Origin of the sequence: Rhodococcus chondri (assembly GCF_036327435.1) — a bacterium.
In the GTDB taxonomy this organism is placed as follows: domain Bacteria; phylum Actinomycetota; class Actinomycetes; order Mycobacteriales; family Mycobacteriaceae; genus Rhodococcus; species Rhodococcus chondri.
Genome location: NZ_JAUZMZ010000017.1, coordinates 31,592 through 46,859, shown reverse-complemented (window position 1 = coordinate 46,859; position 15,268 = coordinate 31,592). Strand labels below are relative to the sequence as shown.

The window sequence follows — 15,268 nt, the reverse complement described above, 5'->3', positions numbered from 1 at the left end:
ACCGGTTCCTCGTCCAGCGGGGCATCGCAGACGAATTCGGCACCCGCCTCGCCGAACGCATGGCGGCACTGCCGGTCGGCCGCGGCACCGACGGCGGTGGATCCGGTGAACGAGAGTTTGCGCGACCGGTGGTCGAGGATGAGCGGTGCCATCACCTCGTCCGCCTTCGAGGTGGTGATGACATTGACCACCCCGGGAGGGACTCCGGCTTCGGAGAGCAGGTCGGCGAGGGCGAGCAGTGACAGCGGGGTCTGCTTTGCGGGTTTGACGACACTGGTGCAGCCGGCGGCGAGGGCGGGACCGATCTTGCGTGTACCCATCGCCATGGGGAAGTTCCAGGGCGTGACGAGCAGGCTCGGACCCACCGGCTGCCGGCTCACGAGAAAACGCGAACCGCCACCCGGGGCCGGCATGTACCCACCGTCGATGCGGACGGCCTCTTCGGAGAACCAGCGGAAGAACTCGGCGGCGTAGGCGATTTCGCCACGTGCTTCGGCAAGGGGTTTGCCCATCTCCAGGGTGGTGATCAGAGCCAGCCGATCGATCTGTTCGAGCATGAGCCGATGGGCGTTCGACAGCACGGTTGCGCGCTCGCGCGGCGTGGTCGCTGCCCACGCGGGTTGCGCGGCCACGGCGGCGTCGAGCGCGCGCATGCCGTCGTCGGGACCGGCATCGGCCACCGAGCGCAGGTCCCGGCCGGTGGAGGGGTCGACGACCGGAAAGGAACGGTCGGTGTCCTGCCATCTTCCGTCGATGAACAGTCCGGTGGGGACGCTCCGGACGACGGACTCTTCGGTGCGGCTGAGCGCCGAGTGCTCGAGCATGGCGTGCCTTTCATCCGTTGCCTCAGGCCTCTGCCCATGTTATGCATATTGTCAACAATCCAACAATAGTTTCGGTCCGCGAGTATCGGTCGTCCGTTGCACCCGGGAGGTGCCCCCATGACTCGACTGTCACCACTGCTCCGGCAGGCCACGCCCGTCACTGTCGACCACGCTGCCGGTTGCTACGTGCACGGCACCGACGGCCGGCGGTACCTCGACTTCACCGCCGGAATCGGGGTGACCGGCACCGGGCACTGTCATCCGCACGTCGTCGAAGCTGCCCGCCGGCAAATCGGGTCGCTCATCCACGGGCAATACACGACCGTCATGCATCGCCCCCTGCTCGAGCTCACCGAGCGTCTCGGCGCGGTCCTGCCCGACGGGCTCGACTCGCTGTTCTTCGCCAACTCCGGCAGCGAAGCCGTCGAGGCCGCCCTGCGCCTGGTGCGACAGGCCACCGGCCGCCCAAACGTCATCGTCTTCCACGGCGGCTTCCACGGCCGCACCGTGGCGGCCGCGTCCATGACCACCTCCGGAACCCGTTTCTCGGCGGGATTCGGTCCCCTCATGGGGGGCGTGCACATCGCTCCGTTCCCCACCGCCTTCCGGTACGGATGGACCGAAGAACACGCCACCGACTTCGCGTTGCGCGAGCTGGACTACCTGTTCGCGACGGTCACCGCACCGAGCGAGACCGCTGCGTTCCTGGTCGAGCCCGTTCTCGGTGAGGGTGGATACGTGCCCGGGAACACCGTCTTCTTCCAGGGCCTGCGCCGGCGCGCCGACGAGCACGGCATCCTGCTGGTATTCGACGAGATCCAAACCGGATTCGGCCGCACCGGAAAGTTCTTCGGGCATCAGCACTTCGACACCGACCCTGACGTGATCACAATCGCGAAGGGGCTCGCGAGCGGATTCCCGCTCTCGGGCATCGCCGCATCCGAAGAGCTCATGGCCCGTGCATGGCCGGGGTCGCAGGGTGGCACGTACGGCGCCAACGCGGTCTCCTGCGCGGCGGCCGTCGCAACCCTCGAGGTCATCGAGAAGGAGGGTCTGGTCGAGAACGCGGCGGTGCGTGGGGCGGAACTGCTCGAGGGCACGCGCTCGCGGGCCACCGACGCCGTGGGTGACGTCCGCGGTCTGGGCCTGATGGTGGGCAGCGAATTCACCGCGGCCGACGGTACGCCCGACCGAGACCGGGCCACCGCCGCGCAGCAACTCGCCGCCCGCAAGGGATTGCTGCTCCTGACCTGCGGTGCGTACATGAACGTGGTACGGATGATCCCACCGTTGATCGTGACCTCGGAGCAGATCGAGGAGGCGCTCGGCATCTGGTCCGACGTTCTCGCCGAGGTCTGATCGTGCCCGCACCCCGACACGGGAGGTTCTGTGGCCAGATACATCACCATCGCCCTCGATAAACGTGGAATATCTTGCCGTGCAAGGATGCTCGACGACGAAGCGCCGCTGACCTGTGAGGCGGTATGGAACGCGTTGCCGCAAAGCGGTGCGGCGTTCCATGCCAAGTACGCACGCAACGAGGTCTATACGCTCGTACCGCGCATCACCGCGGCCCCACACCGCGAGAACCCCACGGTGACGCCTGTTCCCGGGGACGTGTGCCTGTTCGATTTCGAACCCTGGGAGATCGGGAACCCCGCGTACGGTTACGAGCCGGGATCCGAGGCGCACGCGGAGCAGGGCGCCACCGATCTGGCGTTGTTCTACGGGCGCAACAACCTGCTCATCAACGGCGACGTCGGATGGGTGCCGGGAAACGTATTCGCCACGATCGACGAGGGCCTGACGGAGCTGGCCGCCGCGTGCAACGACCTGTGGATGCAGGGCGCGGCGGGGGAGACACTGAGCTTCGCCCGTGCTCCCGAACACTGACCGGCACCGTGGTCGGAGGCCGAAAAGGTGCCCTGCCGGGCGCCGCGGCGCGCAAGGTGGCAGAATCAACGTATCGAGATCGGGACTTCGATGTGAGGACCCGGATCGAGGTTGTAGGGAGTATCGGTATGGCACAGGGCATCGTGAAGTGGTTCAACGGCGAAAAGGGCTTTGGTTTCATCGCTCCTGACGACGGCACCCCGGATGTTTTCGTTCACTTCTCGGAAATTCAGGGCAGCGGCTTCAAGTCCCTCGACGAGGGACAGCAGGTGGAGTTCGAGGTCGGCCAGGGTCAGAAGGGCCCGCAGGCCACCAACGTGCGCGCTCTCTGATCAGCGACGCATAAAGAGAGACCGCACCCTGCCGGGTGCGGTCTCTTTTCATCTCTCTCGGCTTCCGCGTGCCCCCGGCCTGGCGAAACGCGCGGACTCAGGCGAGAGCGTATTCGGCGAATTTCGCGACAGCGAGGACCAGATCGTCGGAATGCCGGGGCCCCACGATCTGCAACCCAACCGGCAGTCCGGCCGCGGTTCGTCCCACCGGGATGCTGATCGCCGGCTGCTGCGACAGGTTGAACGGGTACGAGAACGGGGTCCACTGCGGCCAGCTCGTCGCCGACGAACCGGGTGGCACGTCGTAGCCCGCTTCGAACGCCGTGATCGGCGTCGTCGGAGTCAGCAGCACGTTGTGGGTCTGATGGAACACGCCCATCGTGATACCGACAGCTGCGGCCACCGCGCGCGCGTCGAGGTAGTCGACGGCGCCGAGCTGCTCACCCCGCTCCCATACCTCACGCAAACCGGGATCGACCTTGTCGCGTGTGCCCTCCGGGAACGACCTGAGCATGGCGGCGGCACCGGACGCCCACAGCACTTCGAAAGCGTCGAGTGGATCGCCGAATCCGGGGTCCGCTTCGGTCACGGGCAGGCCGGCCTCGTCGAGCCTGCGGACCGCGTGATCGACGATGTCGCCGACCTCCGGATCGACGGTGACGTAGCCGAGTGTTTTCGAATATGCGATCCCGAGCCCGATCAGATCGCGATTCAGCGCTTCCCGGAACGTGATGGCCGGTGGGGCCAGCGCCGTCGGGTCGCGAGGATCCGGCAGTGAGAGGATGTCGGTCAGCAGCGCCGCGTCCTCGACGGTCCGGGTGATCGGACCGGCGTGTGCGAGAGGCCCGAACGGAGACGCGGGGAACAGCGGGATGCGTCCGTGTGTCGGCTTGAATCCGACGACGCCGCAGAACGAGGCAGGAATGCGGATGCTTCCGCCACCGTCGGTGCCCACCGAACACGGCCCGAGACCCGCGGCCACTGCCGCGGCGCTGCCCCCGGACGATCCGCCGGCGGTCCTGCTCGGGTCCACCGGGTTGCGAGTGACCCCGGACAGCGCCGAGTCGGTCACGGCCTTCCAGGCGATCTCCGGTGTGGTGGTCTTCCCGACGAACACCATGCCGTCCTCGCGCAGGCGTGCGGTGACCGGACTGTCCACGTCCCACCGCTGGCCGGGGTCCACGGCCTGCGAGCCGCGCAGCGTCGGCCAACCCTTGGTGAGGAAGATGTCCTTGATGGAGATCGGTACGCCGTCCAGTAGGCCCTTCGCGTAGCCGGTGCGCCAGCGCTCCTCCGATTCCCGTGCCTGTGCCAGGGTTCGTTCCTCGTCGACCAGACAGAACGCATTGATGTCACGGTCGAGTTCGGCGATTCCGTCGAGGACTGCTCTGGCCGATTCCACCGGGGACAGCTCACCCGAGGAGAAGGCGGTCACGAGTTCGACCGCGGTCATGTCGGTGGGCTTCATGGCGTTCTCCTTGGTTTCGACCGGGATCGGACCTCAGGAACTCGGTACGTAACCGAGGTGTTTGTCGACGATGTTGTCGAGCGGCATGCCGACCTGCCAGCGCTGGAAGTTCTCGACGAACACGTCGATCAGGGCCTCGCGCCAGCCGACGAAATCTCCGGAGTTGTGCGGTGTGATCACAACATTCGGCATGTCCCAGAGCGGATGGCCGTCGGGGAGCGGTTCGGTGTCGACGACGTCGAGGGCCGCGCCCGCGATGGTGCCCGTCCGGAGGGCGTCGACGAGGTCGCCGGTGCGTACGAGATCGCCGCGACCGACGTTGACGAAACGGGCGCCCGGTTTCATCGCACCGAACATACCGGCGTCGAACAGGTTGCGGGTCTGTTCGGTCAACGGCGCGGCGACCACCACGAAGTCCGCGCCGGCGAGCGCCGCAGGGAGGTCCTCGGTGGGCGTGACGGTACCGAAGTCGGGATCGCTGACGCGGGCGCGTCTGCCCGACCCCCGCACCCGCATGCCGACCGCGGTCAGCAGGCGTGCGATGGCGCGGCCGATGGGTCCTGTGCCGACGACGAGCACGGTGCGACCGGCGATACGTTCGGATTCCCGATGCAGCCACGTGTGGTCGCGCTGCAGACGTAGTGATTCCGGTATGTCTTTTGCGAACGAGAGGATCTGGGCCAGAACGTATTCGGCGATTGCTTCGTCGAACACGCCGCTCGAGTTGGTGACCGTGACGTCGCTGTCGCGCAGTTCGGGGAACATCAGCGGGTCGACACCCGCTGCGGCTACGTGGATCCAGTCCACGGTCCGTGCGGCGTGCCATGCTCGGGGCAGTGCGTCGGTGAGGAAGTCGTAGACGAACAGGACGTCGGCTCCGTCGAGAGCCGCGGCCAGGCCGGCGGCGTCGGTGTAGCGGATGTCTGCGCGTGCGGCCACCGGCGCCATGTGTACGGTGTCGGGCACGGCCTCGGCATGCAGTACCGCCACAACCGGATTCGCTCTCACGTTGACACCGTATGAGTGCCTCGTATTATTGTCAACAATCTTGCAATCTGCTTGGGTCTCCTGGACTGAATCGGTGGGGGCGTATGGAACTGAACATCCCCGAGTTCGAGGGGCCCCTGGCTCAGCGGGGAGTCGGTGTAATCGCTCCGTTCGACCTCGCGCTCGAGCGGGAACTGTGGCGATGGACTCCGCTCGAGGTGAGCCTGCACCTCGCCCGCACCCCGTACGAGCCGGTCCCGGTCAGCAGAGCGATGGCCGAACTGGTCTCCGACCGCCGTCACCTCATGGCGGCAACCCGCGACGTCCTGCACGTCGAACCGGAGGTCGTGGCCTACCTGTGTACGTCCGGCAGCTTCATCAAGGGCGTGGCCTACGAGAAGGAACTGCGCGACGCGATCTGCGAGGCCGGCGCACCGTGCGCGGTGACCACGTCCGGCGCCCTGCTCGAGGCGGCGCGCGAACTGAATCTCACCAAGATCTCGGTGATCACGCCGTACGACGAGGAACTGACGTATCTGCTGCACAGCTTCCTCGCCGAGGCCGGAACCGAAGTGGTGCGGTCCACTCACCTGGGTCTCGGCGGTGGGATCTGGAAGGTCAACTATCGCACCATCGCCGAACACATCATCGGCGCAGACACGCCGGACGCCGAGGCGATCTTCGTCAGCTGCACCAACCTGCCGACCTACGACCTGATCGCACCCATCGAACGTGAACTCGGCAAACCGGTACTCACCGCCAACCAACTCACCATCTGGGCCTGCCTCGGACGGATGAGACTGCCGATGGTCGGACCCGGAAAATGGCTGCGGGGCGTCTTCTGATGACAAGACACCTGATGACAAGACACCTGATGACAAGACACACGGTGGGAATCATCTATCCCGACCATGCTGCAGAGGACGACTATGCGTTCGCCGCCGGGCTTCTCGGTGTCGAGTTTCCCGTCGCCCACATCTACGGCACCGACCTGCACGCGGTGCCCGAACTCCTCGACCTCGGCAGCCCCGGCAAACTCGCGGGGGGCGCGGCGCACCTTGCGACCGCGAAACCCGACGCGCTCGTCTGGGCGTGTACGTCGGGCAGCTTCGTGTACGGACCGGACGGCGCTCGCCGCCAGGTCGAGCAACTCTCCGCCGCGGCCGGGGCTGTCCCCACCTCGAGCACGAGCTTCGCATTCGTCCAGGCGCTGCGGGTACTTCGAACCACCCGGGTCGCCGTGGCGGCCAGTTACCCGCAGGACGTCAGTGCACTGTTCGTCGAATTTCTGGCTGCGGCCGGAGTCGATGCCGTGTCGTTCACCGGCGCCGGGATCGAAACGGCCGCGCAGGTCGGAACCCTCACCTCCGGCGAAGTCCTCGATCTCGCCGCCGCCGCCGACCATCCCGATGCGCAGGCACTCGTCGTACCCGACACGGCGATGCACACCCTGCGGTTTCTGCGGGAACTCGAAAAGCACGTCGGTAAGCCCGTTCTCACCGCCAACCAGGTGACCGTGTGGGAAGGTCTCCGGCTCGCCGGAGTTAAGGTGGTGCGCCCGGAGCTGGGCACACTGTTCGAGGAGGAAATCGATCATGGCGCTCGGTGATCTCGACGGGTTCCCGCCCGTCGCCCGGATGTCGACGGCAGAGTTGATCGCCGAGCAACTACGGTCGGCGATCGTCCGTGGCATCCTCGAACCCGGCACCCAGCTCGGGGAAGCCGAATTGGCCGCGCATTTCGCCGTGTCGCGCGGTCCCCTTCGCGAAGCCATGCAGCGGCTCGTGTCCGAAGGGCTGCTCTACAGCATCCGGAACCGCGGCATCTTCGTCACGGAACTGACGTTCGACGATGTCGTCGACATCTACCGCAGCCGTCACGTGATCGAAGGGGGAGCGCTCGACCTGGTGATCGACGGCCGCCGCGAGCAGGCGTGGCAAGACCTCGAGCCGGCGGTCGCCGCGATGCGCGCCGCCGCGGACCGGGGCGATGCCGCAGGGGTCTCCGACGGCGATCAGCGCTTCCACGAGATCCTCGTGGCGAGCTCGTCGAGCCCGCGCCTCGTCCGGGCGGCACGCACCCTGCTGGTCGAAACCAGGATGTGTCTGGGGGCGCTGCAGACCACTTACCCCGACCTCCACGAACAGGTCGACGAACACGTCGCGTTGCGCGAGGCCATCCGATCGGCGGAACCGGACGTGGTGCGGGCGCTTCTCGTCGAACACCTCCACGACGCGGTGGACCGGCTCCGCGCCATGCAGGACGTGGACGGCCCGGTCACCGCCTGACCGGTCGCCGGACCACGGCTCGTCGGATCATGTCTGGTCAGATGATGGCGGCATCGCCGAACGTCATCTTCAGGTCCGGTATGGACGACGAGATCAATGCGCGCTTCGGCAATCCCAGCGACTTCAGTTCCTCGGCTATCGGATGGGTGCCGAGTTTCAGGGTCGCCCCGCCGATACGGGTCCGGACGCCACTGGGATTCATTTCCCACGTCGTACGCCGCGTCACTCCGTCGAGGTGCGAGTACGCGGCCAGCGACGCGGCCATGCCGTTGCCCGGCACCGGGATACCCGGCGCGACGGACAACTCGGCGATCAGGCGATCGTCGACGGTCACCGCTCCGCGCCTGATATCGCTGTGGTGATCGGCATCGAATTCGGCCAGCGTCTTCGGGAATCCCCAGATGCCGCGTCCGGCGGCGAGGGTGAACTCGCCGTCCACCGGCAGCCGATGAATCAGCGCGCCTGCGCGGCCCGCGACCAGTGCCCGCAGGTCCTGCGCCACCGTGCCGCCGCGACGGGTGTGGTCGCGGACCAGGAAGCACACGCCGAACTCGTTGTAGGGGCCGAGATCTCCGTCGACGTAGTCGACGAACACGACGGTGCACAGCCCGCGCCCCGGCCGGTATTGCAGGATCTCGAGTCCCGTGTCGGCGATCAGCGACTGCGCCCGGCCGATGGGTACCGAGAACATCGCCATGAACGCCGTGGCGGTACGGATCTGTACCGGCATCTCGACGGGTGTGCCCAGCACCATGTGGGTGGTCGTGTCCTTCATGGTGGCCTTTCGATGCATCGACAGTGCGGCACCAATATGAGAACACGTTCCAGTCACGGATTGCGAGTATCGAACGCGATCCCGTCGGTCAGTCGGGGGCACCGATATTCAGCTCGTCCGGGTGCGCGCCGACCCGCGTGCCGTCGTCCAAGGTCTCGATCTCGCTGATGTCGAGGTCGGTGAGCTCGAAATCGAACACGTCGATGTTCTGGGCGATGCGGTCTTCGTGGACCGACTTCGGGATGACGATCAACCCGTTCTGCAGATGCCAGCGAATCAGCACCTGAGCTGCCGACTTGCTGTGACGGTCCGCGATTCGCGTGATGATCGGATCGACGAGCAACGTGTTGGGCTTCGAATTCGGACCCCATCCCGAGTTGCTGGTACCCCCCAGCGGGCTCCACGATTCGACGGCGATGCCGTGGTCGGCCGCGAACGAGCGGATCGCGTGCTGAGGCAGATGCGGGTGAAGTTCCACCTGGTCGACGGCCGGCAGCATGCCGCCGCGGTCGACGAGCAACTGCAGGTGACGCGGCTCGAAGTTGCACACGCCGATCGCCTTCGCCCTACCCGACTCGGCGATCTTCTCGAGTGCGTCCCAGGTGCGCAGCAGACGCTCGTCGTTCTGCAGCGGCCAGTGGATCAGGTACAGGTCGACGTAATCGGTGCCGAGCCGTTGCAGGCTCGCATCGAACGCCTTCAGCGCGGGTTCGTAGCCCTGATCGGAGTTCCACAGCTTGGTGGTGAGGAAGACATCCTCGCGCGGCACCGGCGATCCGGCGAGCGCACGCCCCACGCCTTCCTCGTTGCCGTACGCCGCGGCGGTGTCGATGTGCCGGTAACCGGCATCGTCGAGCGCGGACCGTACTGCACGCTCGGTCTCGTCGTTGGTGGCCTGCCACACTCCCAGGCCGAGCTGCGGGATGGTGGTTCCGGAATTCAGCGTGATGTCGGGAGCTGTCATGCCTCAAGGCTAACGACTACCCACCGGCCGAGCGGGACGCTGCGCGAGTTCTTGTCGCTGCGCCCCGCTCGGCGGGTATACCCTTTGCGGGTCGTCCGGGCCCGGCTGTCAGCCCGCGACCGCGTGCAGATATTCGCGGGGCTGACCGAACAACTGCGCCGTGCCGTGCGCCCGTTTGAAGAACAGCTGCGCATCGTGCTCCCACGTGATCGCGATTCCGCCGTGCAACTGGACGGTTTCGGCCGCGACCTGCTCGAATGCCTCGGAACAATAGATCTTTGCCGCGTACGCGTCCTGCGGGTCCTGCGACAGCGCCGCCGCGTGCGACATCGACCGGGCTGTTTCCACCAGGGCATACATGTCGGCCATCCGGTGCTTGAGCGCCTGGAACGACCCGATGACCCGACCGAACTGCTTGCGGTTCTTCGCGTATTCGACGGTGAGATCCAGCGCTGCCTGGGCTGCACCCACCTGTTCCGCAGACACGGCGATCAGCGCGACCGTGCGCAGGCGGTCCGCCAGGTCGTCGGGGGAGGACAGACGACGCGCCGCCACCGCGGAGAACGACACCTCGGACAGGGTGCGGGTGGGATCCATCGTGGGGACGCGGCGCCGCGCGACACCGTCGGCTTCCGGATCCACCTCGAACAGCGCGATCGTGTCGCCCTCTGTCGCGAGAACGAGCAGGCTCGACGCGACATCGCCGCCGAGCACGTAGTTCGCCGTGCCGGTCAGGACGTCGCCGTCCACCCTCACACCCGGGGTGTGCCAGCCGGCTTCCGACGCCCAGCACAACGCGACGACGTCACCGGCGGCGATACCGGGAAGCAGGCGCGGCGCGGCGTCGGTGTCGCCGGACAGGAGCAGGGCCTGCGCGGCGAGCACCGCGGAGCCGAGGAACGGTGACGGGGTCAGGGACCGGCCCAGTTCTTCGAGCACCACATGGGTTTCGGCCAGCGATGCGCCGACGCCGTCGTACTCCTCGGGGACGGCGAGCGCCGCGACTCCGACCTGTTCGACGAGCCGCGACCACAGTTCGCGGTCGTAGCCGTCGGGGGAGGAGATGGCCTTGCGGACCGCGGCCGAATCGGAATGCTTCGCGAGGAGGTTGCGCACCGATTCGCGCAGTGCCGCGCGGTCTTCGTTCTCGAACGTCACGACGCTGCCCCGCTTTCGAGAGAGGCGACCACCCGGGCGCGGTGGACATCCGGCGTGCCCCACGCGGTGACGAGTGCACGCACCTTCGTCAGCCACAGCGACAGGTCGTGTTCCTGGGTGTATCCGATCGCCCCGTGGACCTGCAGCGCGACCCGGGCGGCCAGGTATGCGGCGTCGCCGCACGCCACCTGCGCCGCCGACACGTCACGCGATGCCGTCGGCGACCCGTCCCGCACGGACAGTGCGGCTCCGTGCAGCAACGGCCGCGCCATTTCGAGTGCCACGGCCACCTCGGCGAGGTGGTGCTTGATCGCCTGGAACGAACCGATCGCCCGACCGAACTGCTTGCGCTGCTGGGCATATTCGACGGTGCTGTCGAGCAGTGTCCGGCCGAGCCCCTGCAGTTGCGCCGCGGTCGCGAGGGCGCCGAGATCGAAGGCCGCCTCGAAGCCGACGGTGCCGAGCTGCTCGGCGGCCGTCACCGGGTACAGCCGGCGCGACTGGTCCACCGAGTTGCGCGCCTCTCCGGCGGTGCCCAGCGACACGGTGTCGCCGTCGACGAGCAGCACCAGGTCGGCCGCGTCGGCGTCGACAGCGAACGGTGCGTGCGGGGTCGCCGCGACCGTAGCCAGCGACCCTTCCGCGAGTGCGGCGAGCCGCTCCGGGGCCACTGCGGACAGCAAGGCGGGTGCGACGGCCACGGTCTCGACGACCGGTCCCGGCACGGCGTGGCGACCGAGTTGTTCGACGGCGACGACGAGGTCCACCGCGTCGGCGCCGAGGCCGTCGTGTTCCTCGGCGATGAGGAGCCCGTTGACGCCGGTCTCGGCGAGTCGCTGCCACACTTTCAGGCCGGGTCCGGTGTCACCGGAGTTCCAGGCGCGGATCACGGCCGGCATGTCGGATTTGGTGAGCAGCGCGTCGATGCTGGACGCGAAGTCCTCGTGGGACGAATCGAGCGCGAATCTCATCGGTCGCCCTTCGGTAGGCCGAGCAGACGCTCGGCGATGACGTTCTTCTGGATCTCGTTGGTGCCGGCGTAGATCGGGCCCGACAGTGAGAACAGGTAACCGTCCGTCCACGAGTCGACGAGCTCGGCCTCCGGTCCCTGCAGCTCCAGTGCCGTCTCGTGCGTGGCGATGTCCCATTCGGACCAGAAGACCTTGTTGATCGACGATTCGGCGCCGAGCTGTCCGCCGTTCTGCAGCCGTGTGACGGTGCCCCACGTCGAGAGTTCGTAGGCGCGGGCACCGATCCAGGCGTCGGCGACCCGGTTGCGCATGGTGGCATCGTCGCGGCGGTCGGACTCGCGGTACGCGCGCAGCAGCCGGTCGGTGGTCGCGAGGAAGCGGCCGGGGGCGCGCAGCGACAGGCCACGCTCGTTCGAGGCGGTGCTCATCGCGACCCGCCAGCCCTCGTTCACGGCACCGATGACTCCCGAATCGCCGGGATGGTCGGGATCGTCGGGGACGAACACGTCTTCGAGGAAGATCTCCGCGAATCCGGGTTCGCCGTCGAGCTGCGCAATCGGGCGCACCGTGACGCCGTTCGCCCGCAGGTCGAACATGAAGTAGGTGATTCCCTTGTGCCGCTGGGCATCCGGGTCGCTGCGGAAGAGCCCGAAGCCGCAGTCGGCGAAGCTCGCGCGCGAGCTCCAGGTCTTCTGGCCGTTGAGCAGCCAGCCGCCGTCGACCTTCGTGGCCGTCGAGCGCAGCGAAGCGAGGTCGCTGCCGGATTCGGGTTCCGACCACGCCTGCGCCCAGATGTCTTCGGAGCGGGCCATCCGCGGCATGATGCGGGCGAGCTGCTCGGGGTGCGCGTGCTCGAACAGGGTCGGGGCGAGCAGGAAGATGCCGTTCTGGCTCACGCGACCGGGCGCACCGGACCGGTAGTACTCCTCCTCGAACACCACCCACTGCTGCAGCGTGGCGTCGCGGCCACCGAGTTCGGCCGGCCACGAGACCACCGACATGCGTGCGTCGGCCATCAGCCGTTCCCACTGCCGGTGTTCCTCGAAGCCCTCGGCGGTGTCCATCGACTTCAGTGGGGTGCGGGGGACGTTCTCCGCGAGGAAGGCGCGTACCTCGTCGCGGAATGCGAGGGTGGCGTCGTCGAGTGCGAGATCCACTACTTCGCACCACCTTCGGCGGGTCGCGCGCTCGCGGCCATCGACTTGGCGTTCATGCCACCGAGCGAGTCGGTGCCGACCTCCGCGTTGTGTGCGTGCGCGAAGTGGTGCAGGCCGAACACCGAGTCCATGCCGTTGCGCATACCCATCTGATCTTCGCACTGGTTGACCGCGCGCTTGGTGAGCGCCAGGCCGAAGCGGGGCATCTCGGCGATCCGTCCTGCGAGAGCAAGCGTTTCGGACTCGAGATCGTCGCGCGCGACCACGCGGCTGACCATGCCCACCTCGTACGCACGCTGTGCGCTGAACCGGTCGCCGGTGTAGAGGATTTCCTTCGCGAAGCGGGTTCCGAGAATCCACGGATGGGCGAAGTACTCGACGCCCGGGATGCCCATGCGCACCACCGGGTCGGAGAAGAACGCGTCGTCGGAGGCGACGATGAGATCGCACACCCATGCGAGCATGAGACCGCCGGCGATGCAGGCGCCCTGCACCGACGCGATGGTGGGCTTGGGGATCTCGCGCCAGCGGCGGCACATCCCCAGGTACACCTCCATCTCACGCGCGTAGCGCTGGTCGCCGCCCGGCTTGTCCACGTGGTCCCACCACATGACGGCCTTGTTGTCGTAGTGCACGTGGTGGTCGCGGCCCGGGGTGCCGAGATCGTGGCCCGCGGAGAAGTGCTTGCCGTTGCCGGCGAGCACGATCACCTTCACCTCGTCGTCCTCGACGGCCTTCTCGAACGCTGCGTCGAGGGCGTAGGTCATCACCGAGTTCTGGGCGTTGCGGTAATCGGGTCGATTGAGGGTGACGATTGCGACACCGTCACGCACCTCGTAGGTGACGACATCGGGCTCGAACGGTACGGTCATGACTTCTCCTCACGCAGAACGTTTTTCAAAACTTTGCCGGAAGGGTTACGGGGCAGCGAGTCGACGAACCGCACCGACCGGGGAACCTTGAATTTGGCCAGCTTCTCTATGGCATACGCGACGACGTCGTCCTCGGTGAGGCCGCTCCCGTCCAGTGGAACGATGAACGCGCGCCCCACTTCGCCCATCCGGTCGTCGGGAACACCGATCACCGCGACCTCGTGGACGCCGGGTACGCGCAACAGTGCCGCCTCGACCTCGGCGGGATACACGTTGAAGCCTCCGCTGATGTACATGTCCTTGAGGCGGTCGGTGATGTCGAGGTAGCCGCGGTCGTCGAGGACACCGACGTCGCCGGTGTGGAGCCACCCGTCCGCGTCGATGGTCTTCGCGGTGGCTTCGGGATCGTCGAGGTAACCGAGCATGACGTTCGGCCCGCGCAGCAGGATCTCGTCCTTCTCGCCGATGCGGACCTCGAACTCTGCCGTCGCGCGACCGGACGACTTGGACACGGTGACGGGATCGTCGTCGGTGCGGCACATGGTCGCGACCACGGCCTCGGTCTGCCCGTACGCGGTGAGCACGGCGTCGAAGTTGAGTTCGCTCTGCATCCGTTCGACCAGTGACACGGGCACGGGGGCGGCACCGGTGACCGCGATGCGCAGGTTGGACAGGTCGTACGCGTCGCGACGGGGGTGGTCGAGGATGCTCTGGTAGATCGTCGGCGGGCCGGGCAGCACGCTGATCTTCTCCTCGGACACGATCGCCATGACCTTTTCGACGTCGAACACGGCCATCGGCACCACGGTGGAACCGGCGAGCAGTGCGGCGACGAACCCGGCCTTGTAGCCGAAGCTGTGGAAGAACGGGTTGATGATCAGGTAGTTGTCGTCGACCGAGAGGTCGGCGCAGTCGGCCCATGCCTGTGCGACGCCGATGAGCTGTCGCTGGGCGCTGAGCACGCCTTTACTGCGGCCCGTGGTGCCGGAGGTGAAGAGGATGTCGGCGACGTCGTCGGGCCCGACCGCCTCCGCGCGGGCGTCCGCCTCGTTCCGCAGGTCGTCGGTTGCGCCGGCGAGGAACTCGTCCCAGCCGATCACGTTGTCGAGATCGGTGTCGTTCCCGCCCAGTGGGATTCGGATGACAGTCGAAATCTCGAGGTCCGGTGCGGCCGCGCACAGATCCGCATAGCGGTCGCTGCCGAGAAAGTCGCCGGCGACGACGAGCGCCGCCGCGTGTACCCGCTCGACGATGTCCGCGGCCTCGGTGCCGGTGTATCGGGTGTTCACCGGGACGACGGTGCCGCCGGCCCAATGCACGCCGAGAGCAGCGATTTCCCAGTGGAAGGTGTTCGGCGACCAGATCGCGACTCGCGCGCCCGGTTCGATGCCGCGTCCGACGAGTGCGGCGGCGAAGTCCCGGACACGTGTGTGAAGTTGTGCGAAGGTCAGTCGGGTGTCGCCGTCGGCGACTGCGAGCCGGTCGCTCCAGCTCTCTGCGGCATGGACGACGGCGGCCGGGGTGGTTCTCTGTTGCGTGTTCACGGAGCTCCCTACCTAGCAATTGCTTGGTAGGTTAT

16 protein-coding genes are annotated in these 15,268 nt (G+C 67.1%); 6 read left to right on the top strand and 10 right to left on the bottom strand.

Annotated features, from left to right (window positions below):
- On the bottom strand, positions 1-824 hold an 824-nt coding region (locus Q8814_RS05195; RefSeq protein ID WP_330150954.1), incomplete at its 3' end, for an aldehyde dehydrogenase family protein.
- A gap of 117 nt (positions 825-941) precedes the next feature.
- On the opposite strand from Q8814_RS05195, the gene Q8814_RS05190 reads away from it, so the two are divergent.
- The 3 genes from Q8814_RS05190 to Q8814_RS05180 all read left to right on the top strand — a co-directional run bounded on the left by Q8814_RS05190 (position 942) and on the right by Q8814_RS05180 (position 3,049).
- Entirely contained in the window at positions 942-2,183 is a 1,242-nt protein-coding gene (locus Q8814_RS05190) for an aspartate aminotransferase family protein (RefSeq protein WP_330150953.1), read from the top strand.
- 30 nt (positions 2,184-2,213) lie between these two features.
- Positions 2,214-2,717 (top strand): DUF3830 family protein, encoded by a 504-nt coding sequence (locus tag Q8814_RS05185; protein ID WP_330150952.1) that lies wholly within the window; start codon positions 2,214-2,216, stop codon positions 2,715-2,717.
- A 128-nt stretch (positions 2,718-2,845) separates the two neighbouring features.
- On the top strand, positions 2,846-3,049 hold the full coding sequence (locus Q8814_RS05180; RefSeq protein ID WP_330150951.1) for a cold-shock protein: 204 nt from the start codon (positions 2,846-2,848) through the stop codon (positions 3,047-3,049).
- A gap of 97 nt (positions 3,050-3,146) precedes the next feature.
- Here Q8814_RS05180 and Q8814_RS05175 read toward each other — a convergent pair whose 3' ends face one another.
- The gene (locus tag Q8814_RS05175) at positions 3,147-4,517 is read right to left on the bottom strand and encodes an amidase (RefSeq protein WP_330150950.1); all 1,371 of its coding nucleotides are present in this window, start codon (positions 4,515-4,517) and stop codon (positions 3,147-3,149) included.
- A 33-nt stretch (positions 4,518-4,550) separates the two neighbouring features.
- Positions 4,551-5,525, bottom strand: coding sequence for a D-2-hydroxyacid dehydrogenase (locus Q8814_RS05170; RefSeq protein WP_330150949.1), 975 nt, complete (start codon positions 5,523-5,525; stop codon positions 4,551-4,553).
- A gap of 83 nt (positions 5,526-5,608) precedes the next feature.
- Between Q8814_RS05170 and Q8814_RS05165 the strand changes: the two genes are divergently transcribed.
- Genes Q8814_RS05165 through Q8814_RS05155 form a run of 3 tightly spaced genes read left to right on the top strand, consistent with a single transcriptional unit; the run spans position 5,609 to position 7,792 of the window.
- Entirely contained in the window at positions 5,609-6,349 is a 741-nt protein-coding gene (locus Q8814_RS05165) for a maleate cis-trans isomerase family protein (protein ID WP_330150948.1), read from the top strand.
- Between the two features lie 29 nt (positions 6,350-6,378).
- Positions 6,379-7,113, top strand: a complete 735-nt coding sequence (locus Q8814_RS05160) for a maleate cis-trans isomerase family protein (RefSeq protein WP_330150947.1) — start codon at positions 6,379-6,381, stop codon at positions 7,111-7,113.
- Positions 7,100-7,792, top strand: coding sequence for a GntR family transcriptional regulator (locus Q8814_RS05155; protein ID WP_330150946.1), 693 nt, complete (start codon positions 7,100-7,102; stop codon positions 7,790-7,792). Before Q8814_RS05160 ends, Q8814_RS05155 begins: the two co-directional genes overlap by 14 nt.
- A 37-nt stretch (positions 7,793-7,829) precedes the next feature.
- On the opposite strand, the gene Q8814_RS05150 is transcribed toward Q8814_RS05155, so the two are convergent.
- The 7 genes from Q8814_RS05150 to Q8814_RS05120 all read right to left on the bottom strand — a co-directional run bounded on the left by Q8814_RS05150 (position 7,830) and on the right by Q8814_RS05120 (position 15,233).
- Positions 7,830-8,567: an acetoacetate decarboxylase family protein gene (locus tag Q8814_RS05150; RefSeq protein ID WP_330150945.1), complete on the bottom strand. Its 738-nt coding sequence runs from the start codon at positions 8,565-8,567 to the stop codon at positions 7,830-7,832.
- An 88-nt stretch (positions 8,568-8,655) separates the two neighbouring features.
- Positions 8,656-9,531, bottom strand: a complete 876-nt coding sequence (locus Q8814_RS05145; RefSeq protein WP_330150944.1) for an aldo/keto reductase — start codon at positions 9,529-9,531, stop codon at positions 8,656-8,658.
- Positions 9,532-9,639: 108 nt separating this feature from the next.
- Positions 9,640-10,689, bottom strand: a complete 1,050-nt coding sequence (locus Q8814_RS05140; RefSeq protein ID WP_330150943.1) for an acyl-CoA dehydrogenase family protein — start codon at positions 10,687-10,689, stop codon at positions 9,640-9,642.
- Complete coding sequence (locus Q8814_RS05135) at positions 10,686-11,660, bottom strand: acyl-CoA dehydrogenase family protein (protein ID WP_330150942.1); 975 nt, start codon at positions 11,658-11,660, stop codon at positions 10,686-10,688. Before Q8814_RS05135 ends, Q8814_RS05140 begins: the two co-directional genes overlap by 4 nt.
- Complete coding sequence (locus Q8814_RS05130) at positions 11,657-12,817, bottom strand: acyl-CoA dehydrogenase family protein (protein WP_330150941.1); 1,161 nt, start codon at positions 12,815-12,817, stop codon at positions 11,657-11,659. Before Q8814_RS05130 ends, Q8814_RS05135 begins: the two co-directional genes overlap by 4 nt.
- The gene (locus tag Q8814_RS05125) at positions 12,817-13,689 is read right to left on the bottom strand and encodes an enoyl-CoA hydratase (protein ID WP_330150940.1); all 873 of its coding nucleotides are present in this window, start codon (positions 13,687-13,689) and stop codon (positions 12,817-12,819) included. Before Q8814_RS05125 ends, Q8814_RS05130 begins: the two co-directional genes overlap by 1 nt.
- Positions 13,686-15,233, bottom strand: coding sequence for a FadD3 family acyl-CoA ligase (locus Q8814_RS05120; protein WP_330150939.1), 1,548 nt, complete (start codon positions 15,231-15,233; stop codon positions 13,686-13,688). The genes Q8814_RS05125 and Q8814_RS05120 overlap by 4 nt, the downstream gene beginning before the upstream one ends.
- Positions 15,234-15,268 lie beyond the last annotated feature (35 nt).

Excerpts from the sequence above, each read along its gene's own strand:
- Q8814_RS05135 (WP_330150942.1), bottom strand. The coding sequence starts at position 11,660 with ATGAGATTCGCGCTCGATTCGTCCCACGAGGACTTCGCGTCCAGCATC.
- Q8814_RS05145 (WP_330150944.1), bottom strand. The coding sequence starts at position 9,531 with ATGACAGCTCCCGACATCACGCTGAATTCCGGAACCACCATCCCGCAG.
- Q8814_RS05155 (WP_330150946.1), top strand. The coding sequence starts at position 7,100 with ATGGCGCTCGGTGATCTCGACGGGTTCCCGCCCGTCGCCCGGATGTCG.
- Q8814_RS05150 (WP_330150945.1), bottom strand. The coding sequence starts at position 8,567 with ATGAAGGACACGACCACCCACATGGTGCTGGGCACACCCGTCGAGATG.
- Q8814_RS05165 (WP_330150948.1), top strand. The coding sequence starts at position 5,609 with ATGGAACTGAACATCCCCGAGTTCGAGGGGCCCCTGGCTCAGCGGGGA.
- Q8814_RS05125 (WP_330150940.1), bottom strand. The coding sequence starts at position 13,689 with ATGACCGTACCGTTCGAGCCCGATGTCGTCACCTACGAGGTGCGTGAC.
- Q8814_RS05190 (WP_330150953.1), top strand. The coding sequence starts at position 942 with ATGACTCGACTGTCACCACTGCTCCGGCAGGCCACGCCCGTCACTGTC.
- Q8814_RS05160 (WP_330150947.1), top strand. The coding sequence starts at position 6,379 with ATGACAAGACACACGGTGGGAATCATCTATCCCGACCATGCTGCAGAG.
- Q8814_RS05175 (WP_330150950.1), bottom strand. The coding sequence starts at position 4,517 with ATGAAGCCCACCGACATGACCGCGGTCGAACTCGTGACCGCCTTCTCC.
- Q8814_RS05180 (WP_330150951.1), top strand. The coding sequence starts at position 2,846 with ATGGCACAGGGCATCGTGAAGTGGTTCAACGGCGAAAAGGGCTTTGGT.